Origin of the sequence: Acrocarpospora sp. B8E8 (assembly GCF_039871605.1) — a bacterium.
Taxonomy (GTDB): domain Bacteria; phylum Actinomycetota; class Actinomycetes; order Streptosporangiales; family Streptosporangiaceae; genus Acrocarpospora; species Acrocarpospora macrocephala.
The window spans coordinates 1-23,708 of sequence record NZ_JBDPLV010000116.1 but is presented as its reverse complement, the minus strand read 5'-3'; the positions used below and the strand labels follow the sequence as shown (position 1 = coordinate 23,708).

Genomic DNA, 23,708 nt, shown 5'->3' with positions numbered 1-23,708 from the left:
AGCACGGGCTGAGCGCCTTCGAGGCGATCTACCGCGCCTTCACCGGCAACCTCTGGATGCCACCCGTCGCACGCGACGCCTGATCAGCGCTTTTCACATAGAGTCACAGAACCTTCTGATTGCTTACGACGTGCCTTCGCTTGTTACTCCGGGGAACGCTGCGGGCCAACCCGTTGAACAGCACGTTGAACGTCCAGTCCTGGAGGCTGTAGCCGATGAAGAGCAAGGGCTTGGCCGTCATCGCGTCCACCACGGCCCTCGGCAGGGGATGGCGACTTCCCAGCGACTGAGCCTCCACGATATTGATCAGATAAGTGATGTAGTCGAAGTCCGTCAGGACCAGCGATTTCGGCATCGACCAGCTGCCGTGCAGGTGGCAGACAAGCGGCTCGGCGCTGGTCGGCTCAGCGAGAGGGGTCTCGTCAGGAGCGGCCTCCCACCATTTGGCGATCTCGGCCTGTGGACGCCGGCCCGCACGGGTGAGCGCCCGGAAAAGAAAGTCATCGTAGTTGGTGGTGAGGTATGTGGTAATCGGAAACTCGGCGAGAAGCATGTGGGGCTCACTCGGCGCGTCATCCGGCACGCCAAAGGACTGCAGGTGGTCACAGAGGAGATGCTTCAGTTCAACGGGATCCTTTACCACCGACGTCGCCCACTGCATGACTCGCGAAAGGTTGGTGACGTCCGGGAAGGGATAACCGTATTCGCTGGCATACTTCCTACTGAGATCAGGCCCTGTTGGAAGCGTTCCAGCGCAGGCGCCTGCGCCAAGAAGTGGCGTGCAGTCTCCCCTGCGGAGCTGGTTGATCAGTCGTTCCCAGTCCGCATCGTCCACAGCGCCATCCCGATCCTCGCGAGCGGGTTACCCCAAACACGTTATGTGTACAGGATGGCAGATATAAGCGGAGATCGGCTATATAGCCGATTGGAAGCCCGCGGCCGGTCCGGAGTCCGTGTCCTCAACCAGCCGTCGCAGCGCATGGTTCAGGGGTGTCGATGGAGCGATCCCGTCAAGGTCCTTTAGGCTCAAACCGGTCACATCCACCAGACCAGCGCCATACTCAACGGAACGTTCCTTAGACATCCGAAACTCCCTGAACCGCTCTCGAGGTTGGTAGACCTACCCTTTCACGATATTGACACCCAGGGCAACTACGGCTACGGCGTGGCGGCGACACCACCGCGACGACGTCCATCCGAGCCCTGATTCCGCCCGGCCCAAATCGGGGGAACGTATTGTACCTTCGATTGAGCTAAACCTTGGTGCACATGCGGTCTATGCTGTTCCCAAAAACAGGCCAACGTAAGGCGGTCGCGTGTCTATTTCGCAGCCTTCCACGGCGGCCAGGATTCCTGGGCGCATCCCGGAGGTCTGGGGCAAGGTCCCCCAGCAGAACAAGAACTTCACCGGCCGTGACGACCTCCTGGAGAAGCTGAGGAGCGGCGTCGTCTCCGATGATGTGACCGCTGTCGTCCCTCATGCCCTGCACGGCCTCGGCGGCGTCGGAAAGACCCAGGTAGCTATTGAGTACGCCTACCGCTATCGCCATGAATACGACCTGGTGTGGTGGATTCCCGCGGACCAGCCCATGCTGGTGCGTTCATCGCTGGCCGGCCTGGCGCCCCACCTCGACCTGCCCACCGCCGCGATCGCCGGCATCGAGGATGCCTCGGCAGCCGTCCTGGACGCCCTGAAACGGGGCAAACCCTACTCAAGATGGCTCTTGATCTTTGATAACGCGGACGAGCCCGAAGAGATCAACGAGATCATTCCTCGCGGTCCCGGCCACGTTCTCATCACTTCCCGGAACCATAGTTGGCAAGGCGTCGTGGACACCGTTCCCGTTGACGTCTTTACTCGGGAAGAAAGCATCGAGTTCCTGGTCAAAAGGGCACGTGCGGTGAGCACGGCCAAGGCGGCGGTGCTTGCCGAGGAACTCGGCGACCTTCCGCTGGCCCTGGAACAGGCCGGTGCGCTTCAGGCCGAAACTGGAATGTCGGTTGATGAGTATCTTCGTCTACTGGCCGTCCACACCGCACAGCTTCTCGACATCAACAAACCCTCCGACTATCCGCTGTCGATGACGGCGGCCTGGTCGTTGTCGGTGGCACAACTCTCGGCCAAGCTCCCCGAGGCTGTCGATCTGCTGCGGTGTTCCGCCTTCTTCGGGCCTGAGCCGATTCCGCGTGACGTCTTCGGGCCGCCTTCGGAGAAGTTCCCGCCCTCGCTCAAGCTGGGCAGCCTGCTCGCGGATCCCATCCTGCTCAGCCGCGCCATCCGTGAACTCGGCCGCTACGCCCTGGCCAGAATCGACTCCGTGAGCCGCACCATCCAGGTGCACCGGCTCGTCCAAGCGCTGTTGCGCCAGGAACTGCCGCCCGACGAGCAGGCCGCGTTCCGGCGGGAGGTCCACCTGCTCCTCGCCTCGGCGGCGCCGTACGAGCCGGATGACAATGCCTCCTGGTCTCGCTACGCGGAACTCCTCGGCCACGTGACTCCAGCCGACGTCGCCTCCAGCCAGGACCCGCTCGTCCGGAACTTCGCGCTCGACATCGTCCGCTACGTGTATTCCTCAGGCGACTTCGAGTCAGCTCGTGACCTGGTTCAGAATTTCATCTCGGTGTGGCGCGAGCAGAGTGGCGAGGATGATCCGTCCGTTCTCTCCGGGCAGCGCCATTTCGGCATCATCATCAGGGAGCTGGGTGACTTCCAGACCTCGTTCGAGCTCAATCTGGCCACCATGGCGCGCATGCGTGAAGTGCTCGGCCCCGATGATGCCGAGACACTGCTGCTGACCAACAGTCATGGCGCCGACCTGCGGGCCCGGGGTGATTTCGCGGCGGCCCTGCAGCACGACCGCGATTCGCTGAGCCAGCACGAGGCGGCTTTCGGGCCGGATCATCGCCGCACGCTCCGCGCGATGAACAACCTCGCACTTGACTACCTCCTGCTGGGTGACTATTCCTCAGCCCAGGAACTGCAGAAGAAGACCTACATGATGCAGAGTCGCGCGGGGTCGGGCTCCAGCAAGCAGAACGTGCTCTCCTCCTGGAACGGCCTGGCCCGTGTCGTCCGGCTGCGGGGTGAGTACTTCGAGGCGTGTGACGTCGGCGAGGAAGCCTACGAGTACGGCGTCCAGGAACTGGGCGCCGACCATCCGTGGACGCTGCGCACCGCCAAGGACCTGTCCATCGCCAAACGCAGGGCAGGACTGGTCGAGGAGGCGCTGGAGCTGGCTCAGCGCACCTATGAGCTCCAGGAGCGCATCTTCGGCAAGGAGCACCCCGACACGCTCGCCGCGGCGCTCTGCCTGGCCAACGCCCTGCGGACGAACAACCAGGTCGTCGAAGCGCTGCAGGTGCTGAGAGAGGCGGCCCAGCTCTTCCCTCGAATGTACGGCCAGGACCACCCGTTCAAATTCGGCTGCGACACCAACCTCGCCCTGCTGCTAAGAGTCAACGGGGAAGCCGAAGAGGCCAGAGCAATCGACGAGCGCGCCCTGGCCGGCTTCGACCTGAAACTGGGGCGTGAGCATCACTACTCCCTGACGTGCGCCATCAATCTCGCCAGCGACCTGGCGGCCGAAGGCGAGGCCGCGAACGCGACGAACCTCAACGAGAACACGCTGCAGCGCCTGAACGAGGTGCTCGGAACCGATCATCCCCTCACTCTCGCCTGCGCCGTGAATCTCGTCCTCGATCTGGTGACCGTACATCGCGAGGACGAGGCCGACGCGCTGCGCAGCAGCACAATGGCCAAATACGAACGGGTGCTCGGCCCTGACCACCCGGACACCCGGGTCGCCAGGGACGGCGGGCGCCTCGACTTCGACTTCGATCCGCCGGCTCTCTAATCGACGAGCCAGCGTTCTCCGTTGCGCTCCTGCCATCGAGAGCGATGACGTTTCGCGGCGGCCTCGGCCACCGCCCTGGCCTGATCGGGAATCGGCTCCCTGCCCAGGAGGCCGAGGCTGCCCTTCATGCCTTCGACGAAGCTGGTCCCGTCGCGGGTCAGCCGCCCGCTCTGGATCAGGGTGTCCGCCACCAGGCTGGCGGCGTCGCGCCAGCGGGCGAACTCGACATTCGCCTTGAGGGACTCCTCGCCTCGGGCGACTTCACGTTGCCGGCGCCAGAAATCAGCGACCCCAAGAAATGCGTACGAGCCCTGCAGAAGCCCGGACACGGGGCGAGGATCCTCGCGCCAGGGCGCGTAATAACGTGACCCGTCGTCCGGCTCGGTCAGCCGGACGATGTCGAGCAGCGCGGAGAGCTTGGCGTGCTGCGTTTCGTGAGCGAGCGTGACGGCCAGCGAAGTCGCGTCGGGGGGCGTCGACAACGCCACGCTACCGAAGGTCTCTCTTGACGACGAGCTGGACGTCCCCTGGGGCGGGGCGACCAGCGGGGTCAGGACGCTGATGGCTCCGCGCACCTCGTCGGCGACGGTGCTGTGGTGGTTGACGAGGAGATCCCAGGCCTGGGTGAGCACGGTTCCCCAGCGATCGGTCTCCGGTCGCGACAGCCGCCCGCCCAGATTGTCCAGACCTGGCATGCGATGTGGGTCAAGGTCGTCAACGACGACGGTAAGGCCCGTGCCAGGCGATCCGGCGGCGAGTGTCCGGAGCCCGGACCACCCTGGCGCGTCCTCGCCCGTCCTGCTGGGGAGCCTGATGAAGCTGCCCGCCAGCTCCGCTTCCGCGCTGCCGTCCCGGCAGTGGAAGGTCGCGACCCTGACTCCGCCAGGCACCATGAGTTGTCCCAGCGAGGGAAGGGTGATGAGGCCATCGACCGCCGGCACGTCCACGTCCACGCGCGCGCCCGCCCGGATCGCGGCCGCCGCCGCTAACGCGGCGGTCTGGCCGGGCACGGCCTTGCTGTCGTAGGAGTCCAGCGCCTTGACCGTCTGACGCGCCCAGGCGCCCACGGCCGGATGGCACAGCACGCTCTTCACGGCGTCCGGATGGTCGGTCTGAAGAAACGCGAGCAGGTCATACGCCCGCCGTGCGTCCGCGGCGGCGGGATGATTCCTCGCCCGCGCCGTTTCCACCACGCCTCGCACGAGAATGATGTGCTTGCTATGCTGACCGGCACTCAGCAACGCGACCGCCGCGGCCCCACCGGCGCCCGCGGCCAACTCGGAGAACACCTGTCCGGAGATCCGGTGCTCGGTGAGGGTCATGGCGATTCCTTCATTCGGGCCGACACGTCGGCTTGGACAACGTCTCTTATATAGCCAATGAGGCGCATCAAATCAGGACAAAACACCGATGGGTTTGCGAATCCGGCACCCTGCTGGTACCGGTGGGCATAAAGGCCGCCACCGCAAACCGTGCTCACCGCGCAGGCGAGACAGGTCGGAGCGAGCGCACGACGGCCAATCTGACGAGCGACATTCGAGGGAAGCGTCAGCAATGCGTCAAATTCATCGGAGTCAACATGGAATCCGGTCCTGGTGGCGCCCTCGAACGCGGACTTCAAGATATCGGACTGCTCGATTTCACCATCGGTCTCGATGACCACCATGGCGGCGGGAGACAGCCCGATCTGCTCGCTCGCCGACCGCCCCCCGATCAGCAGGTGGATGATCTCAGCGAACAGTCGTACCCGGGTGACCTGCCGCGGCGCGCCGTACCAACGGTCGAAGACGGGAATGAGCCAGTCAGCGTACGGAGTGACCTCGGCATCCGCGACCCGACCTGGAGGTGGCGCCGACCAGTTGCCGTGCGGCAGCAGGAAGTCAATGGCAGGCGGCGAGAACGCCAGTAACGCCTCATATGCCGTGACGGGGTCGTTTCTTAGATCGACCGTGGCGAGCAGGCCGCGATAGAGGTGGCGGAAGCGTGGCTGGATCAGCAGGCCCAGGGCCCGGGCGACTGCCGCGTAGCTTCCCCTGCCGGCCGCCGTACGCCTGTTGCGGTCATGCATGGCCTCGTCGCCATCGAGGCTCACCCCTACTCCGACCTCCAGTTCGTCGAAGAGTTCGAGGTAGGGGAGGTCGAGGAGGGTGGCGTTGGTCTGCAGGACGACTTCGACGCCGACCCGCCGGCCAACGGCCGCACGAATGACGGTGACGGCTTCTTCGATCGTCTCGCGGCCCGCGAGCAGCGGCTCACCCCCGTGCAGGATGATCTCGACCTCGGTCAACGAGTGGTGGTGGACATGCTCGGCGATCCTGAACGCGGCAGCCTTGATCGTTTCGCTGGCCATTCGCTTGGGACGCGAACGCCAGCTCTGATCCGCCATTTCGTACATGTAGCAGTACGAACAGGCGAGATCACACCGACTGTGGAGTTTTAAGATGAATTGGCGGAAAGGTGTTGGTTGCCATCCTTCTGAGAGCAATACTCCGACGTCGAGTGTCGACGGCCACTCACCCATCCCCGCTCAGCCTCCACGTTGAGACCTTGATACTGCGCCCGCGTACAAGCGCAGTCCAGTCTTACCGGATCATCAAGACCGGACGCAGCACAACAACATAGAGAATCGACAGCGTTTTCCCGCCTCGGAAGACCACCGGCGTTCTAATCGACGAAGCGGGCTACGCGGCGGAGTTTGTTCATGGCGTCGAGGGCGGCGACCTTGTAGGACTCGGCGAGGGTGGGGTAGTTGAAGACCGCGTCGACGAGGTAGTCGATGGTGCCGCCGCAGCCCATGACGGCTTGGCCGATGTGGATGAGTTCGGTGGCGCCGGTGCCGAAGACGTGGACGCCCAGGAGGGAGCGGTCCTCGGCGGAGACCAGGAGTTTGAGCATGCCGTACGTGTCGCCGATGATCTGGCCGCGGGCGAGTTCGCGGTAGCGGGAGATGCCGACCTCGAAGGGGATGCTGGCGTCGGTGAGCTCGTCCTCGGTGCGGCCGACGAAGCTGATTTCGGGGATGGTGTAGATGCCGATCGGCTGGAGCAGGTTCATCGCGTTCACCGGCTCGTCGCAGGCGTGGTAGGCGGCCAGCCTGCCTTGCTCCATCGAGGTGGCGGCCAGGGCGGGGAAGCCGATGACGTCGCCGACGGCGTAGATGTGCTTGACGGAGGTGCGGTAGAACTCGTCGACGGTGATCCGGCCGCGCGGGTCGGCGGCCAGACCGGCGGTCTGGAGGGCGAGGTTCTCGGTCATGCCCTGGCGGCCGGCCGAATACATGACGGTCGAGGCGGGGATCTTCTTACCGCTCTCCAGGATCGTCAGCGCGCCCCGCTCGCGGCGTTCGACGGCGGCCACGGTCTCGCCGAAGCGGAAGGTGACCGCGAGGTCGCGCAGGTGGTATTTGAGTGCCTCTATCACCTCGAGGTCGCAGAACTCCAGCATGCGGTCGCGCCGTTCGACCACGGTGACCTTGGTGCCGAGGGCGGCGAACATGGAGGCGTACTCGATGCCGATCACGCCCGCGCCGACCACCACCATCGAGTCCGGCACGTGCTCCAGCTGCAGGATGCCGTCCGAGTCGATGATCGTGTTGCCGTCGAACTCCACCGTGTCCGGGCGGGCCGGACGGGTGCCGGTGGCGATAATGATCTTGTCGGCGGTGACCTTCGTCTCCCGGTTGTGCTCGTCGATCACCGCGATCGTGTGCGGGTCCACGAAATGCCCTGATCCGGTGAGTACGGTGACGTGGTTGCGGGTCAGTTGGTTGCGGATCACCTCCACCTCGCGGCCGACCACGTGCTGGGTCCTGGCCGTGAGGTCGGCGACGGTGATCTCTTCTTTGACTCGGTAGTTGCGGCCGTACATCTCGCGCTGGGTGAGGCCGGTCAGGTAGAGCACGGCCTCGCGCATGGTCTTGGAGGGGATCGTGCCGGTGTTGATGCACACTCCCCCGATCATGTTCCGTCGTTCGACGATCGCCACCCGGCGTTCCAGCTTGGCCGCAGCGATCGCGGCCTTCTGCCCACCGGGCCCGGAACCGAGAACAAGCACATCAAAGTCGCTCACACCGCAAGTGTGAGCCGTCAGCGCAGTAGGGTGAAGACCCTGACCGCCCTTCACCTGACGAATGACGATATGTGAGTCGGTAGCAACTTCGTTGGAAATGTCCGGCGGGTGCAATCGAGGGACAAGCAATCGTCAAGCGCGTACCGGAAAGATCCCAGCTATGTGGAGAGACACCCCTGAATACCTCGGCGAGCTGCTCATCTGGGAGATCGAGGACTACCTCACCGCTCAGACCGCCCAGCCCGAGCGGGCTCGGGTGGCCTTCATCCGGCTGGCCGACGAGTGGGCGGCGGCTTCGATCGGGGCCGAGCTGGAGACGGGCGGGAGCTTCTACGCGGCCGCCAAGCGCGCGGACTCGCTCGGGATGACGATCCCCGGCGACATGTTCGGCGTGGTCACCCGCGACGAACACCCAGAAATCTTTAAAGCCGTCCCCGGCACGACGTTCCCTCCGATCCCCGACGGTGACGGATACGTCATCATTCGGTTGGTCGCCTTCGAGCCCTAGAACCTCCTCCCTCGGTCAGCACCACTTTGCGGACACTCGGTTCGCACTCATCCGACCTTCTGGCGCGGCTCTGAGCGGAGCTCGGGAAGGATGAAGGCGTTTGACGCCTCTCGGGTTGCCCGGCCCAGGATCCCCCCAAGCCCGAGACGTTTGAGGATCGGCAGCAACCGGAGGGTCCGATTGCGTTTGCGGAGCGCCTTCTTTGTGCGAGGAAGGATGGTCGAACGGCTGTGCAACGCGAGATTCTGGCTCTTGACCATGAAATCGCGGCACTGCCGCTCGTACTCGGCGAACGCGGTCTTATGGTCCCGTTCGTTGGCCAGCTCGGTGGCCAGCACATAGCTCCCGATAAGGGCCATGCTGGTGCCTTGTCCCGACAAGAAGGCAGGGGCGAAGCAGGAGTCGCCCACGAGGGCGACTCGTCCGCGTGTCCACTCGTCCATCCGGATCTGGCCGACGTTGTCGAAGTAGAGATCTTCGGTGCTCGGCAATGCCTTGAGGATCTCTGGAATCTTCCAGCCGTCGTCCGCGTAGGCGCGTGCGATCATCGCGCACTGGCCTTCGAAGTCCGCCTCCCTGACCGATCCATGGTCTTGTTGGGCGAAGGCCAGGAATGCCTGCGCCGGCCCTCCGGGAACTTGGGTGCCAAAGCCCGCGACCCTCCCGGGCACGTTGTAGACCGTTGGTGGCAAATCGTACGCCGGCTTACTGGGGAGTTCGAAGATCGCGACCGCGTAGCCGAGGTGAAGGCTGAACTGCTCCTCAGGACCGAACACCAAACGACGGGTGTTGGAGTGAATTCCATCAGCCCCGATGACCACATCAAAGGTGCGTGGCGCGCCCCGGGTGAAAGTCACCTCAACACCGTCAGCACGCATGTCGAGAGATTCGATGGAGTCATTGAAGACGTACTCGACGTCATCCTTTGTGTGAGCGTAGAGAACGCTGGTGAGATCACCGCGCGCCATCTCGATGTCGTCAGGATTCACCTGACTCACGTAGTCGTCCGTGTTCAGCGACGCGACCTTCTTTCCAGACTTGTCGACGAAGGTCATCGTGCGGGCTTTCACGCGTGCGGCACTCAGCTCGGGGTAGATCCCCATGCGCTTGACGACATCGATTGCCGTGCCGCGGATGTCGATCTGGTATCCGCCGTGGCGAACTACTGCTGATCTCTCCACCACCGTGACCTCGAAGCCGTAGCGGTTGAGCCAGTAGGCCGTCGCCGGTCCGGCGATGCTCGCACCGGAAATAAGGACTCGCCGCGGCATTGCGCCTGTCATCTTTCATTCCTTGTGGTCGTCGTGGATGTGGCCTCTGTTGGGTCCGTCATTGGAGCGTGGGGTGTGTGTGGACGAACTCCCGCGCGATTCCCGCGACGAGATGTGGGAACTCCGTCGCGATTCCGTGGCGTCCGCCGTTGATGAGCTCGAGCCGCGCATCGGGTATCCGCTTGGCCATCTCCTCGGCGGCGTCGGCTCGGATGAGCGGATCATCGGTGCCCTGGACCACGAGCGCCGGCATCTGGAGGCCGGCCAGCCGGTCGAGGCAGTCGTGCGCGGCGACCGCGTTGTTGCGGCGCGTGTTCTGCTCGTCCGAGCGTGGCGTGAGAACGCGGCGAGCCCGGTCGACGAGGGCTGGGTTCTCGACTTGTCCTTGGGGCGAGATCAATACGTCGAGCATGAAGGCCCGGCGAGCGGCTGGCTCAAGCTCCAGCATCCGGTCCAGTGCGGGGCCCGTGAATGACCGGTTGGGGGTCGTCGCCACCAGGGCGACGCTCTGAATGCGCTCCGGATGGTCCAGTGCGGCATGCATGGCCACCATTCCCCCGAACGATGTGCCCAGCACGTGGGCCTTGTCGAGGCCAAGGGATTCGACCAGGCCGGCCAGATCCGCACCTAGGTCGGCGATGGTGTAGGGCTCATCCGAGTTCACGGTGTCGCCCGTGTCACGTTGGTCGTAGGAGATCGCCCGGATGCCAGGACCGAGGAACGGCCGCAGGGCGTCGAACTGCCCGCGATCGCTTTCCCCACCGTGAACGAGGATCAGGGGCTCTCCCTCGCCCGAGTCGGTGTAGGCAACCGTCAAATCTCCGACGGGAATCCGAAGTGGGGTCTCAAGTGTGGGGTGCATTGCTGAAAGCTCCTTCGGGCGAACCGTGGCGGTCATCCGGTGATCATCGATTCAACGTGCGGGATCGAGCCGATGAGACGTTGCGTATAGGGATGCTGTGGATCGTCCAGCACCGTTTCGGTACGTTCGTGTTCGACCACCTCGCCGTCCTTGAGGACGTAGATGCGATCGGTGATCTGCCGGACGACGGCCAGGTCGTGGGTGATGAACACGTAGGCCAGACCGAGGTCGGTCTGGAGCTCACGCAGCAGGTTGAGGATGTGCGCCTGAACCGACACGTCGAGCGCGGAGACCACCTCGTCGCAGACGACGACCTGCGGATCTCGGGCGAGCGCCCGAGCGATCGCGACTCGTTGACGCTCTCCGCCGGAGAGCTGTGCCGGCATCCGCGAGGCGTAGGCGGACGACAGCCCCACGCGTTCGAGCAGCTCGTCGGTGCGTCGCCTTACCTCGGTCTTGCGGGACAACCGCAGGCCGTCGCGCAAGGCCGAACCCACCGATCGCTGTGGGTTCAGCGTGGAGTAGGGATCCTGGAATGCCATCTGGACGGTGGAGCGAACAGTGCCCCAGTCCTCGCGCGACACCCGCTTCGCCGCGAGATCGATGCCGGCCACGCGCACCTGACCCGAGGAGGGTTTCGTGAGCCCGACCATCATGCGCGCGAGCGTGGTCTTGCCAGAGCCGGACTCGCCGACGAGTCCGACGCTCTCACCGGCGAATACGTCGACATCCGCGCCGATCACGGCCACCTTGTCGCCGTACACCCGGCGGGCCGACCGGGTACTGATGATCGGGAGGGATCCGTCTCCGGTCCTGACCGAGGAGACCGCTGTCTCCCGATGGCGCCGAAGGTCCCGTGCGAGCTCTGTGGCGATGTCATCGGCACGGACGCAACGGACCGCATGGCCCGGCGGAGTCTCCTCCAGTTGCGGGTGACTCGCGGCGCAGGCTGCTGTCGCCCATCGGCAGCGCGGGGCGAATCGACATCCGGTCGGACGCGATCCCGGAGCCGGAACGGAGCCGGGGATGCTCGCAAGGGACGCCACGCGACGATCGATCGGCGGATCGGCCTGGATGAGGCTCGAGGTGTACGGGTGGCGAGGAGCGACGACGAGATCGTCGGGGCGCCCGGTCTCGATGATCTCGCCGGCGTACATCACATAAACGCGGTCGCAGAACGAGAAGGCTACGCGAAGGTCGTGCGTGATCAGGATCAGCCCGAGACGGTGCGTGTCGCGCAGTCTTCTGAGCAGCTCCAGGATTTCCTGCTGCGTGGTCACGTCCAACGCGGTCGTAGGTTCGTCGGCGATCAGGACGCTTGGGTTCTCCGCGATCGCGGCGGCGATGGCGACCCGCTGCCGCATGCCTCCGGACAACTCGAACGGATACCGGTCCGCTACCGCGGGATCGGTGATCCCGACTTCGACGAGTCGCGCCCGAGCCTGCTCGCGCCTGGCACGTGCCCGCAGCCTCTTCCCGTTCTCGTCACGAAGTGTCGCGGTGATCTGGGCGCCGCACCGCTTGAGGGGGTTGAGCATCGTGAAGGGGTCTTGCATGACGAATGCCAGCACGGTGCCACGTAGTTTGTGCCGGGCACGCGCCGACATCCCCGCGAGCGACGCGCCGCCCACCTCAACCGAGCCCGCCGCGCTCAGACCCCGCGGGAGCAGGTCGAGCATCGCGCGAGCGGTGATGGACTTGCCGCTGCCGGACTCCCCGACAATGGCGATCGACTCCCCGGGACGAACCTGGATGTCCAGGTCGTCGGTGATCGACACGGGCTGGCCCGCACGGTAGCCCCGAACCGCGAGTCCGTGCGCCTTGATCGCCGGTCCTGTTGTCGTCATCTTCTCCTCAACCTCGGTCATCGTGATCGTCCCGCCTGTTCGTACTTGGTGTAGAGCCAGTCGCCGATAAGGTTCGCCGACACGGCGAGCGCGACCAGGCAGAGACCTGGGCCGGCTGTGGCCCACACGTTGGACGAGAGCGCTGACCTGTTCTCGGCCAGCATCCGGCCCCAGTCCGGCGAGCCCGGCGACACGCCGAGGCCGAGGAACGACAGCGACGATAGCTCGACTATCGCGAAGGTGACCTGAAGGAAGAAGGAGGTCACGATCAGTGGACTGATAGCCGGGACGAGCTGGGTCACGAGGATCCGTGGAGTCGAGACACCCAGCGTCTTGGCGGCCTCGATATACGGCAGGTGGACTCGTTCCAGGACCGCGGCGCGCAGGAGTCTGACGTTCGCCGGCAACGCGAAGATCATGAGCACACAGATCGAGAGGGCGAACCCGCCCCCGGTAACGCCGACCACGACGATCGCGACGGTCAGGGACGGAATCGAGTAGAGCACGTCGTTGACCCTGCCGATGACGCCGTCGACACGTCCGCCGGCGTATCCGGCCAGCACCGCGAGGGCGGTGCTGATCAGAACGGTGCCGGCGGCGAGAAGCAGGGGCGCCAGCACGGCCGTTCGTGCCCCGGCGATGATCCGGGACACGATGTCACGACCGAGTTGGTCAGTGCCGAGCAGATGCTCCGCGCTCGGCCCCCTGAACGACTCGGCCGGATTGATGAAGGAAGGGTCATGAGGCGCGATGAACGGTGCGCAGACACACAGAACCGCGACGGCGAGGAAGACCAGGGAGATCACCACGGCGATCGGCACCTTGGGGCGCCAGAGCGAGCGGCGCGGGCGTGGCAGACGCTCGACGAGCAGGGTATCGGCGTCGGTCATGCCTCTGTCTCCAAGCCCTTGCGCAACCTGGGGTCGACGACGAAGCAGAGCACGTCGACAACAAGGTTGATGAGAACGACCAGGACCGCGACGACGAGCGTCACGCCTTGCACGATGGGGATGTCGCGCATGGTGATCCCGGTGATCAGCAACGTGCCGATCCCGGGCAGCCCGTAGACCTGCTCCACCACCACCAGCCCTCCGGTCATCGCCACGAGCACGGCCCCGGCCAAGGTGATCATCTGCACCGCGGAGTTCTTCAACACGATGGTCCGCACGATGTACTGCGAGGAAAGCCCCCGGGCGCGCGCGAAGGTCACCTGGTCCTCGTCGAGCACCTGACCGAAGCGCACCCTGGCGAACCTCGTCGTCGAAGCCAGCAGGACCACCGTGGTCGTGAGGACGGGGAGCACGAGGTGCCGGACCGTGTCCAGTCCCCCGTCGCCCACACCCAGAGTCGGGAGCCAGCCGAGTCGCACTCCGAAGATGTACGACACCAGGATTCCGGTGGCGAAGACCGGGGAGCTCGCGCCCACCACCGTGAAGCCCACCACGGCGCGGTCAGCCCGGCTTCCCTGCCTGCGCGCCGTGAACAAGCCCAGCATCGAACCCAATATCGTCGAGAGGACCCAGGTCGCAAGCAGCAGTGGCAAGGTGACGCCGGCTGCCGTCGCGATGGACGTCACGACCGGCTCGTTCCGCGTGTACGACGTACCGAGGTCCAGGTGTGCGAGGGATACGGCGTAGCGCGCGTACTGCTGCCACAGCGGATCGTTCAGGTGGTTCGCCTCCCGGATCGCCTCGAGCTGTTCCGGCGTGGCCTCCCTCCCGGCGATCGCCTGCTCGGGACCGCCGGGCGCGGCGTGGATGAAGGCGAACACCACGACGGTCACGATGAGGAGGACCACGGAGGCCGACAGCAGCCGCCGGACGATCATCCGCACCAATGGAGGCAGCTTCGGCCGCGCGGGGGTGTCCGGCTCCACGGGTTGGACGGTCATGACGAGGTGGTGATGTTGTCGATCCAGCGCGTCATGTACCAGAACGTGTCGAAGCCTTTCAGCGTCATGCCGTCCGCCATGAAGGCATAGACCTTGGGGGTGAAGAGGGGAACCACTGCGGCGTCCTCAGCTGTGATCGCCAACGCCTGAAGAAGCATGGTCACCCGCGACGGATCGTCGGTGGCCTTCTTCTGGTAGTCGGCGAGGAGGGCGCTCACTCTGCTGTTGTCGTACTGCGACGCGTTGCCGAACAATCCGGGTGTCAGCGTGTTGCGCGGGATGTTGATCGGGTCGGGCGTCCCGCCGTTCCACGAGTCGACCGACAGGCCGTCCGCGGTGTGCTTGAAGTAAACGGCGTCGCCGAAGCCCTGCTCATCGAGGGACTTCACGTGGAGCGTGATCCCGATCTTGGCAAGATCTTGAGCCATGGTCTGCACGATGAGGGACTGGTTCGGATCGCCTTGCGTCACCGGCACCTCGACCTCGAACCCATCGGGGCTGTTCGACTGCTTGAGCTCGGCGCGGGCGGCGTCGAGGTCGAACGTGAGACCCGCCGCAAAGCCCTCATACGCTTTCTTGACCTCCGCGGCATCGCCGACAGCTGCCATGATCGATTCGGGCACCATGGTCGGTGCCAGCTCAGCCCGGTTGCCGAACACGCCCTCGGCGAGTGCCTTGCGGTCGATGGCATGGGTGATTGCCCTGCGCACATGGACGTCGTCGAAAGGCGCCTTCTTCATGTCGAAGTTCACCCGGTAGTACGCCAGGTCGGGCGCCTCCTGTCCGGAGAAGCCGTCGAGTTTCTCAAAGGAGTCGATTTGGCTTAGGGGCGCGTTGAGGACGCCGTCAGCCTCGCCGGACTGCAGCGCGAGGACCCGGGCGGCGTCATCCTTCGCCGTCTTCATGGTGATTTTCGCGTACGGTGGCCGCTTGCCCCGATAGCCAGGGCTTGCCGTCAGCGTGGTCTCGGACTGGGGAACGAACCGGCTGAAGGCATAAGGCCCGGTCCCGATGTTGGGAACGTCCGGCGTACCCACCTTGTCGCCGTTCTTGTCGTAGTACGCCTTGCTGACGATGCCCGTCTTGGCGATGGTGTACTGAAACTGAGGATCGGGTGCCATCAACGTGATGGTGACCTTGTCGTCGCCGCTCGTCTCGATGCTCTTGACCCGCGCCCAATATGCGGCGCTGTACGAGGGTGAATCCTTCGCGCTGTGCAGTTCGTAGGAGAACTTGACGTCCTCCGCCGTCAGCGGAGTCCCGTCGGAGAACTTCACGCCAGGACGAAGCGTGTACTCGTACACGGTTGCCGACGGATGCGAGACCTCCTCCGCGAGGTTGGGAACTAGCGAACCGTTCTGCTGGTATGCCATGAGCGGCTCGTTGACCAGCAGTTGTGCGGCGAGGAGCGTGGAGGCGGTCTGACGCGTGTCCCATAAGGCCGGCGTCAACGGCACGATCAAGCTCAAGTCGTTCTTGTCTTTGCCGGCCGAGCTTGAGCCCGAGCACGCCGTGGCGAGCATCGCCACGAGGGTCATCGCAGCCGCCAGCGCCTTGGCTCGTCTGGAGTTCATCCATGTCCCATGCATCATTCGGTTCCTCTGTGAGATCTGCGGCCGGCTGACTGGGGCTGGTTCAGACGACGAGCATGAAGAGCAATATGGAGATAATTGCATCCCATTCTGGGTTTGTCGATGACGAAACAGAGACTTAACTCGATCTCTTAGCCGGTGTCCTCGGCCAGCTCGTCGCTGGTCGAGAGCTCTCGACCGATCACCGCCCGACGGCGTAACCCTGCGCGCCTCGGGGGTTGGCCGCCGCGGACAACACGCCGGACACCGGGTCTCGGCTAACGGAGGAAAGCCTGCCCAGAGCCCAGTCGCCGGCGCGCGTCACGACATGACCGCGCGCGATCAGAGCCTCGATGACGTCGCTGCCCAGACGGTCCTCCACGACCACGCCGCCCGGTGTCCACGTGCGCGGCCAGAAGCTCCCCGGGAAGCTCGTCGTGTGAAACGTCGGCGCCTCGATGGCTCGTTGCGGGCTCAACTTGGCGACCAGCGTGTTCACGAGGTACACCACCTGCCACTGATCCTGTTGGTCGCCGCCGGGAGTGCCGAGCGCGCTGATGACGGCGCCGTCACGGACGAGCAGCGTCGGCGTGAGTGTGGTTCGCGGACGCCTTCCCGCGCGAAGAGCCGAGGGGCTTTCTCGGTCGAGCCATGACATCTGCAGCCGAGTGCCGATCGCGAAACCCAGACCGGGGATCGTGGGCGAGGACTGCAGCCAGCCGCCGGAGGGTGTCGCCGATATCGCGTTGCCCCAGCGATCGATGATGTCGACATGGCACGTATCGCCCTGGGTCGCGCCGGAGACCGACACCGTCGGCTCACCGACGCTCGTGTGAATGGCCGCTAGATCATTCGTGAGCTCGAATGGCATGAGCCGAGGCTGAGCACGGCCGCCGAGCCGCCCGGGACGGATCTCGTGGGACGCCGTCGAAGTGATCAACCCACGCCTCTCCCGCGCGTACTCGGCGGACAGCAGGAAGTCCAGGTCAGCCGCCGACAGGTCCTCGCCGTAGTACGCCTCCCGGTCGGCCATCGCCAGCTTGAGCGCCTCGACGACGTGGTGCACCCCAAGGTCTGTGGATAAGTCGAGCGCGTCATCACTGAAGCCGTCGAGGATGGCGAGTGTCTGAAGGAGCACCGGGCCTTGCGACCAGGCGCCCGCCTTGAGTACTTGCGTTCCCCGGAATGTCCCGGTCACGGGCGCCTCGTACGTGGCCGTGAACGCCGACATGTCGTCGGCGGTCAGCACACCGCGATGCACGGATCCTGACGAGTGCAGATGCGGAGTCGATCTGACAAACGCATCGATACATTCGGCCACGAACCCAGATCCCCAGATCGAACGTGCGCGATCGATTCGATCGACGCGACTCGCCGACGGTCCCGCCGCGACGGAAGCCTCCGCCACGAGTCGGGACATGGTGCGCGCATACGACTCGTTGCGGACGACCTGCCCGGGCTCTGGTGGCACGCCGCCCGGCAGCCACAGCTCAGCCGAGGTCGGCCAGCTGTCGCGAAACAGTGGCGCCACGACGGCGATCACCTGCGCGGCGCGGGCGATGATTCGATGACCAGTCGAGGCGTAGTGAATGGCGTAGTCCAGTACGTCGCAAAGCTCCCAGGTTCCATGGTCACGAAGCAGGAGGAGCCATGCGTCCACCGCCCCCGGCACGGCCGCGGCGAGCGCTCCAGCACCGGGAACTATGTGCAGCCCTTCGGACTTGAAGTGCTCGATCGACGCTCCTCGCGGAGCCGGGCCCTGCCCCACCAGCACCCGCGCCGGCGCTCCCACCGGCGCGGCCAGCGCGACCATGTCGCCGCCCGGCCCGTTGAGGTGCGGCTCGACCACGTGGAGCACGAAGGCCGCGGCAACGGCCGCGTCGAACGCGTTGCCACCTCGCTCGAGCACAGACTGCGCGGTGGATGAAGCCAACCAGTGGGTCGACGCGCACATGCCGAAGGACCCACTCAGGTCGGGGCGAGCCTGGAAGGCCTCATCGGAGTTCCTCGTCACTTCTTGTCCCTTCGCAGGATTTGCATCTAAAGTGCACTATATTGGATGCAATAGTAATCACATCGAAGTGACGACAAGATGTTCGCCGTGCTCGTCACGGACCCGTCGAAACCTATCCAAAGGAGCAGGATCCATGACGGACGCCGCAAGCAACGACTCAGTGTCGGGCTTCCCCACCACCCCTGGTGACGAGCTGATCTTCGAGAACGACCGCGTGCGGGTATGGGCCATGAACCTCGAACCAGGAGGGATGTTCGACTTCCACGTGCACCAGCACGACCATCTGATCCTGTGGCCCGATGCCGGTCGCGCGCAGGGACAGGAATACGGACAGGACGACTGGCACATCATCCAGAACGCCGAACGAGGCTTCGCGATCTTCAAGACATTGGGACGAAGCGGCCCCCTTCCCCCACACCGTCTGCGCAACCTCGAGGACCACGCCGTCACGCACTACATCATCGAGCTGATCAGCGAGGAGTCCCCCTCCGAAGGGCCGCTTCCCACCCAGACCAATGGCCGGGGAACCACCACTCGACCGCACACTGTCGTGACGACCGACGCTGACGGCCACTGAGCGTGCGCTTTCCACGCGTCCACGGACGTTCGGCTCCGCCCACCGTGGGGTGCAAGGCGTGAAGCGGATCGCGGCATAACCCGGTGTCCGCTCTCCGGGGGAAGCCCAGCCATCATCTGACCTTCGCCGTGCTCGCGGTCTCAGTCACCGCCTTCGCACTTCTTCAGTCCCTCGTGACGCCAGTGCTGTCAGAGATCCAGGCGAATCTGCACACCGATCAGAAGACCGTGACGTGGGTCCTGACCGGCTACCTGCTGGCGGCGTCCATCTGCACTCCCATCGTGGGCCGCGTCGGCGACAGGGTCGGCAAGAAACGCGTGCTGGTCACCGTGCTCGTCGGCCTGTCCATCGGATCACTCGTGGCCGGCCTGGCGACCAGCATCGGCCCCATGATCATCGGCCGCGTGATCCAGGGCGTCGGTGGAGGTGTGCTGCCGCTGGCATTCGGGATCGTCCGCGACGAATTTCCGGAGCAGAAGATCCCAGGGGCGGTCGGCATCCTTGCCTCACTTGGCGCGGTCGGCGGCGGTATCGGCATCCTGCTGGCCGGTCCGATCGTCGACACGCTCGGGTACCACTGGCTCTTCTGGCTGCCCATGATCGTCACAATCCTCGCGGCGATCGTCGCTCATGCGATCATCCCCGAGTCGCTCGTCCGGACCCCCAGCAGGATCAGCTTGCTCCCCGCGCTGCTCCTGTCGACGTGGTTGGTCTGCCTGCTGCTTGCCCTGAGCCAGGGCGGCGACTGGGGCTGGACCTCTGGCCGTACCATTGCCTTGGCCGTCGCCTCACTCGCGGTGGCGGCTGCGTGGGTGTGGGTAGAGAAACGCTCAGCGTCGCCGCTCATCGACATGGACATTATGCGGCTGCCGGCGGTCTGGACGACCAATGGTGTAGCTCTGCTCGTCGGGTTCGCCATGTACGCGGCGTACGCGTTCCTTCCCCAGTTCGCCCAGACGCCCGACACGGCCGGCTACGGCTTCGGTGCGTCCATCACGGAGTCCGGCCTGATCCTGCTGCCCATGGCAGTCACGATGTTCGTCGTTGGTCTGCTATCCGGCACGCTGGTGCGACTGATCGGCCCCAAGATAGTCGTCGTGACCGGTTGCCTCGTCTCCGCCTCGTCGATGGCAGCCCTGGCGTTGGCGCACGATGAGAAGTGGGAGCACTACCTGGCCAACGCGATCATAGGGGTGGGCGTCGGGTTGGTGCTCTCCTGTCTGTCCAACCTCATCGTCGCCGCGGTACCGCAGGAGCAAACTGGTGTCGCCAGCGGGATCAACGCCAACATCCGGACGATCGGCGGCTCCATAGGCACTGCGGTCATGGCCGGCCTCGTCACATCCAGCCTTCTCCCGAACGGCTTGCCGCGAGAAGCCGGATATACCAACGGCTTTCTCGCCCTCGCGGGTGCGTTCGTCCTCGCGGCCTCCGTTGCCCTGCTGATCCCACGTGTCGGCCGACGCGGCGTCGAGAAAGACCTCACCGGCGAGCCCGAGCACCCCGAGCTGGGGCTGGTCGCTGCCGAACCTACGGCTGGCGGAAGCCCGAGCAGTGGCTGATCAATGTGGCTGATCGATGGCGAAAGACCCTGGGTACAGCTGAGCCCGCTACCCCTTCCGCATCTCGTACGTTCATAATTGGATGCATCATCGTCGCCCGCTGCGGCCAAACGGGATGTCCTGGTCGAGCGACCGGCAGCGATACCGTTTCGCCAACAAAGCAGTCAAATCTTCTTAAAGGGACCCCATGGCAACTTTTCCATCTGCCGACTTTTCGCAAGGGCCTCCGGGAGAATCCATCAGCGACCGCATCGTCGCGGTCCTGCAACGCCGGATCCTTGCCGGGGAAATCCCCATCGGCGCGTGGCTTCGTCACGGAGCCCTCGCCGAGGAGTTCGGCATCAGCCGGACGCCCGTGCGTGAGGCGTTGCGGATCCTGAACGCGCAAGGCATCGTGACGATCGATCTCCATCGTGGTGCCAGGGTCAACGGGCACTCTGGAAAGGACATCCGGGAGATCGGCGCGGTCCGCGCGGAGCTGGAGGGCTACGCGGCCGAGCTTGCGACCGAGCGGATCAACGATGCCCAGCTGAAGCGGATGCAGGAGGCATGGCAGGGATTCGGAGAACTGATCCAGCAGTTCGACGGCACTGAGGAGGACCAGCAGCGTCAGGCGCAACAATGGGCGGAGTCGAACCACGCTTTCCATTCCGTCATCGTTGAAGCCTCTGGAAATCACCAGCTTGAGCTGACTATCGCCGAGCTCAGGCGACGCCTTCCGCACAATCTGTCCTACGCCGCATACGCCGGCAACGCGCGCCTGCTGCGCCGCAATCTCGAGCAACACGAAGGCATCGCCGCCGCGATCATCGGCCACAACGCGCGTCTTGCGCGAAAGCTGATGACAGCACACCTCCGAGCATCCAATGAAGCCACCGCGCGGTGGGTGGAGAACAGAGGGTCTCGCGTCTGAGAGCGATCGCACCCTATCTCCTTGCCACGTACTTGATGCTCAGCCAGCGCGCGCACAGCCCCACCTACTGAGCGTGCTCCTTTTCCAGCGATGGGTGCGGTGGCGTGGGGGTTGCGTCCACGGGGGTGGTGTACGAGTTTCCACTGGTCGTAGGCGTGACGTCGGAACCCCACACACGCGGGGAGGGTCCCTACCATGAGTAACGAAGTGCGGGCATACCGTGCTCCCCGCACACGCGGGGATGGTCCCAGGGCGTCCCACTGGCCTGTGGTCATGGCGTCGTGCTCCCCGCGCACGCGGGGATGGTCCCTCCCACGTCGTGCGGTCGATGCCCAGACCGAGGTGCTCCCCGTGCACGCGGGGATGGTCCCCGCCCGAGAGCGGCATCACGTAGTGGTCGCCGTGCTCCCCGCGCACGCAGGGAGCGTCCCAGCGCAGCAGATGCCTGGACGATGTCCGGCGTCCTCGCCGCACACGCGGGGCTGGTCGGCCAGTCGTCCCCTGCTCGTACCAGCCGGTCAGTTGCGGAGATCCAGAACCGTTGACGGCGGACGGGCTGAGCCTCAGAACCGCGGGCTTATCGGTATGGCTTCGGCGTTCGGTCCAAGGTTTCCACAACGTCCATAGCGGGTGTAACCGCCAACGCCCGGAGAAGTTGCCCTGCACCTGCTGCCGCGTCGCCAAGATGCCCTTCGGCCAAGGACGGCTCCAACCCGCGTTCACGGAGAAGTACGGCTACTTCCTCGATTAGGTGGTACGGGTTGTAGTACTGGCGTACATCGCTCATGAGGTTTCTCCCCTACCAGGTTTTGCCTGTAATACGCTCGTAAGCGTCGATATAGCGGGCTCGGGTCGCGTCCACGATCCTTTGGGGAACTTCCGGTGCGGGCGCTTTCTTGTTCCATCCAGTTCCGGCAGCCCAGTCACGAACAAACTGCTTATCGAATGCAAATTGCGTTCGTCCAGGTTCCCATTCGGCCAACGGCCAGAATCGCGAGGAGTCCGAAGTTAGAACTTCATCGCCGAGCACCAGATTGCCATCCGAATCGCGCCCGAACTCAAGCTTCGTATCTGCGATAATGATGCCGCGCGCAAGGGCTATTTCGGCCCCGCGCTTATAGATGTCAAGCGTGATCCGACGAAGTTCTTCGGCCGTAGCCGTACCCTCCTGTGCTATGACGTCACCGAAGGTAACGAACTCATCGTGTGCGCCAATGCCGGCTTTCGTGGTGGGAGTGAAAACTGGTTCGGGAAGTCGTGAACCTTCAACCAAGCCAGCTGGAAGCGGAACGCCTGATATGGAACCGTCCCGTTCGTATTCCTGCAGGCCAAGACCGGCAAGGTAGCCCCGAGCAATGCATTCGATCTGGACCATTTTCAAGCGTCGGCACCGAATGGCGCGACCTTTGAACTCATCAGGCACGTCATTCGCCGAAATGACGTGGTTCGGAACTAGGTCTGCCAGCTGCTCGAACCACCAGAGCGAGAGCTGGGTCAGTATCTTTCCCTTGTCTGGAATGGGTGTGGGGAGAATTACGTCGTACACCGACACGCGGTCTGATGCTACGAGGATGACGTCGCCGTCATCCTCGTAGACATCGCGGACTTTCCCAGAGTGAATCAGCTTCAATGTGCCGCCTCTTCCGTTAGTGCGTATTCATATGAGGACCAGCGTTCGCCAATGGTTACGTACTCGCCATATTCAATGACCCCGCCGTCTTGGTCGTACAACCAATTGCGTCCCCGGAGGACCGGCGTTCCAGCTGGAATACCCAGATCGGCAGAATCCTGCTCCGTAGCCGCGTCCGCGCAAAGCTGGTCACGACCCGAGACAGCGATCCGCCCTGTTTGCTCTTGGATGTAGCCGGGCGTCCCCTGGATAAGCCGCCCCAAATGAAGGAGCTTGGGTGCAGTCTCGACTAGAGCTCCATCGAACCATGACACAGACGCAGATACAGGCGTCTCTGTGTCTGTGTTCATGGTGACACGATGGCGACGGATGACGGGTACCCCGGTGATCACACCAAGAGCATTAGCAACTTGTTCGGACGCCGTCACAAGTTCGGCCGACGTGATTCGTGCTGCCTCGTTCGCCGGATAGATCCGCCCGGTACGGCGCATAGATCGGAAGCGATCCTTCGGCGCGGTGTGTTGGCTCTGGATCGTGCTCACGATGGTTCCGATGCCAGGGACTGCCTTCACCAGCCCCTCAGACCGCAGGCCAGCAAGGACCTTGGTAGCCGTGGCAAGCGCGATCCCCCAGTCCTTGGCGATCTGGCGCGCGGAGGGGATGGCTTGGCCGTCCTTGATTGCGCCTGACTGGATCTCTCCCCGGATGTGATTGATGACCTGCACGTATATCGGCTCCTGTCGCTGGATCTTCGGTGGCATGCTGCCCTCCTCGAATCGGTCAGTCGTGCGTTCTAGTACACCGTGCCCCACCAGGGTAGTCCATGTCGCGAGCTGGTAAGAAAGGAGGGGCCTGGAAATGTGTATCAGTTGACGGTGTACTAGAACACAAATTACCTTTCTTACTAGCTGCCGGATGCGGAAGCACACTCAGGCGCCTCGGTGCGCTTCGACGGACGGGCCACGAAAAGACCCTGGCGGGATCGCACCCCGGCCAGGGTCAACCATCGATCAGCTAGGCCCGTTTTCCGTAGGTGGGGATGATTGGGGCATCTTCGGCGCGGCTTGTTGATCGTGGCAGTCCGAGCCGGTAGTTCCTGAGCCTCGTGAGACAACCAGCGCAGTTCGGCGGCCCGAGTGT

General features: G+C 64.3%; 18 protein-coding genes. 5 read left to right on the top strand and 13 right to left on the bottom strand.

Translation table 11 applies throughout. The features are described from left to right. Nucleotides 1-103 precede the first annotated feature (103 nt). Entirely contained in the window at nt 104-835 is a 732-nt protein-coding gene (locus ABGB08_RS51475) for an SIR2 family protein (protein WP_347606885.1), read from the bottom strand. A 481-nt stretch (nt 836-1,316) separates the two neighbouring features. Between ABGB08_RS51475 and fxsT the strand changes: the two genes are divergently transcribed. Further along, entirely contained in the window at nt 1,317-3,854 is a 2,538-nt protein-coding gene (gene fxsT, locus ABGB08_RS51470; protein WP_347606882.1) for an FxSxx-COOH system tetratricopeptide repeat protein, read from the top strand. Here the strand turns inward: fxsT and ABGB08_RS51465 are convergent. The 3 genes from ABGB08_RS51465 to sthA all read right to left on the bottom strand — a co-directional run bounded on the left by ABGB08_RS51465 (nt 3,851) and on the right by sthA (nt 7,922). After that, nucleotides 3,851-5,176, bottom strand: a complete 1,326-nt coding sequence (locus tag ABGB08_RS51465; protein ID WP_347606880.1) for an HEXXH motif domain-containing protein — start codon at nt 5,174-5,176, stop codon at nt 3,851-3,853. The genes fxsT and ABGB08_RS51465 overlap by 4 nt on opposite strands. Continuing rightward, complete coding sequence (locus tag ABGB08_RS51460) at nt 5,173-6,375, bottom strand: FxsB family cyclophane-forming radical SAM/SPASM peptide maturase (RefSeq protein WP_347606877.1); 1,203 nt, start codon at nt 6,373-6,375, stop codon at nt 5,173-5,175. The genes ABGB08_RS51465 and ABGB08_RS51460 overlap by 4 nt, the downstream gene beginning before the upstream one ends. A gap of 143 nt (nt 6,376-6,518) precedes the next feature. After that, nucleotides 6,519-7,922, bottom strand: a complete 1,404-nt coding sequence (gene sthA, locus ABGB08_RS51455) for a Si-specific NAD(P)(+) transhydrogenase (protein ID WP_347606874.1) — start codon at nt 7,920-7,922, stop codon at nt 6,519-6,521. A 160-nt stretch (nt 7,923-8,082) separates the two neighbouring features. Between sthA and ABGB08_RS51450 the strand changes: the two genes are divergently transcribed. Then, on the top strand, nt 8,083-8,430 hold the full coding sequence (locus ABGB08_RS51450; RefSeq protein WP_155358441.1) for a peptidylprolyl isomerase: 348 nt from the start codon (nt 8,083-8,085) through the stop codon (nt 8,428-8,430). A gap of 47 nt (nt 8,431-8,477) precedes the next feature. Here the strand turns inward: ABGB08_RS51450 and ABGB08_RS51445 are convergent, their stop codons facing one another. From ABGB08_RS51445 to ABGB08_RS51415, 7 genes are all read right to left on the bottom strand, one after another. Further along, the gene (locus ABGB08_RS51445; RefSeq protein ID WP_347606871.1) at nt 8,478-9,713 is read right to left on the bottom strand and encodes an FAD-dependent monooxygenase; all 1,236 of its coding nucleotides are present in this window, start codon (nt 9,711-9,713) and stop codon (nt 8,478-8,480) included. A gap of 46 nt (nt 9,714-9,759) precedes the next feature. Next, the gene (locus tag ABGB08_RS51440) at nt 9,760-10,518 is read right to left on the bottom strand and encodes an alpha/beta hydrolase (protein WP_347606868.1); all 759 of its coding nucleotides are present in this window, start codon (nt 10,516-10,518) and stop codon (nt 9,760-9,762) included. Between the two features lie 77 nt (nt 10,519-10,595). After that, nucleotides 10,596-12,431 (bottom strand): ABC transporter ATP-binding protein, encoded by a 1,836-nt coding sequence (locus tag ABGB08_RS51435; protein WP_347606865.1) that lies wholly within the window; start codon nt 12,429-12,431, stop codon nt 10,596-10,598. Beyond that, on the bottom strand, nt 12,428-13,300 hold the full coding sequence (locus tag ABGB08_RS51430) for an ABC transporter permease (RefSeq protein WP_347606862.1): 873 nt from the start codon (nt 13,298-13,300) through the stop codon (nt 12,428-12,430). Before ABGB08_RS51430 ends, ABGB08_RS51435 begins: the two co-directional genes overlap by 4 nt. Beyond that, nucleotides 13,297-14,301: an ABC transporter permease gene (locus tag ABGB08_RS51425; RefSeq protein ID WP_347606859.1), complete on the bottom strand. Its 1,005-nt coding sequence runs from the start codon at nt 14,299-14,301 to the stop codon at nt 13,297-13,299. Before ABGB08_RS51425 ends, ABGB08_RS51430 begins: the two co-directional genes overlap by 4 nt. After that, nucleotides 14,298-15,875: an ABC transporter substrate-binding protein gene (locus ABGB08_RS51420; protein ID WP_347606856.1), complete on the bottom strand. Its 1,578-nt coding sequence runs from the start codon at nt 15,873-15,875 to the stop codon at nt 14,298-14,300. The genes ABGB08_RS51425 and ABGB08_RS51420 overlap by 4 nt, the downstream gene beginning before the upstream one ends. 199 nt (nt 15,876-16,074) lie before the next feature. Then, on the bottom strand, nt 16,075-17,781 hold the full coding sequence (locus tag ABGB08_RS51415) for a gamma-glutamyltransferase (RefSeq protein WP_347606853.1): 1,707 nt from the start codon (nt 17,779-17,781) through the stop codon (nt 16,075-16,077). Between the two features lie 238 nt (nt 17,782-18,019). On the opposite strand from ABGB08_RS51415, the gene ABGB08_RS51410 reads away from it, so the two are divergent. The 3 genes from ABGB08_RS51410 (at nt 18,020) to ABGB08_RS51400 (ending at nt 20,938) form a co-directional block, all read left to right on the top strand. Then, nucleotides 18,020-18,463, top strand: a complete 444-nt coding sequence (locus tag ABGB08_RS51410) for a hypothetical protein (protein WP_347606850.1) — start codon at nt 18,020-18,022, stop codon at nt 18,461-18,463. An 83-nt stretch (nt 18,464-18,546) separates the two neighbouring features. Beyond that, a complete protein-coding gene (locus ABGB08_RS51405) occupies nt 18,547-20,025 on the top strand; it encodes an MFS transporter (protein WP_347606847.1) in 1,479 nt (492 codons plus the stop codon). Between the two features lie 187 nt (nt 20,026-20,212). Next, nucleotides 20,213-20,938, top strand: coding sequence for a GntR family transcriptional regulator (locus tag ABGB08_RS51400; RefSeq protein ID WP_347606844.1), 726 nt, complete (start codon nt 20,213-20,215; stop codon nt 20,936-20,938). A 799-nt stretch (nt 20,939-21,737) separates the two neighbouring features. On the opposite strand, the gene ABGB08_RS51395 is transcribed toward ABGB08_RS51400, so the two are convergent. Together ABGB08_RS51395 and ABGB08_RS51390 are read right to left on the bottom strand one after the other, a co-directional pair. Further along, nucleotides 21,738-22,568, bottom strand: a complete 831-nt coding sequence (locus ABGB08_RS51395) for a phosphoribosylaminoimidazolesuccinocarboxamide synthase (RefSeq protein ID WP_347606841.1) — start codon at nt 22,566-22,568, stop codon at nt 21,738-21,740. After that, complete coding sequence (locus tag ABGB08_RS51390) at nt 22,565-23,329, bottom strand: GntR family transcriptional regulator (RefSeq protein ID WP_347606838.1); 765 nt, start codon at nt 23,327-23,329, stop codon at nt 22,565-22,567. Before ABGB08_RS51390 ends, ABGB08_RS51395 begins: the two co-directional genes overlap by 4 nt. Nucleotides 23,330-23,708 lie beyond the last annotated feature (379 nt).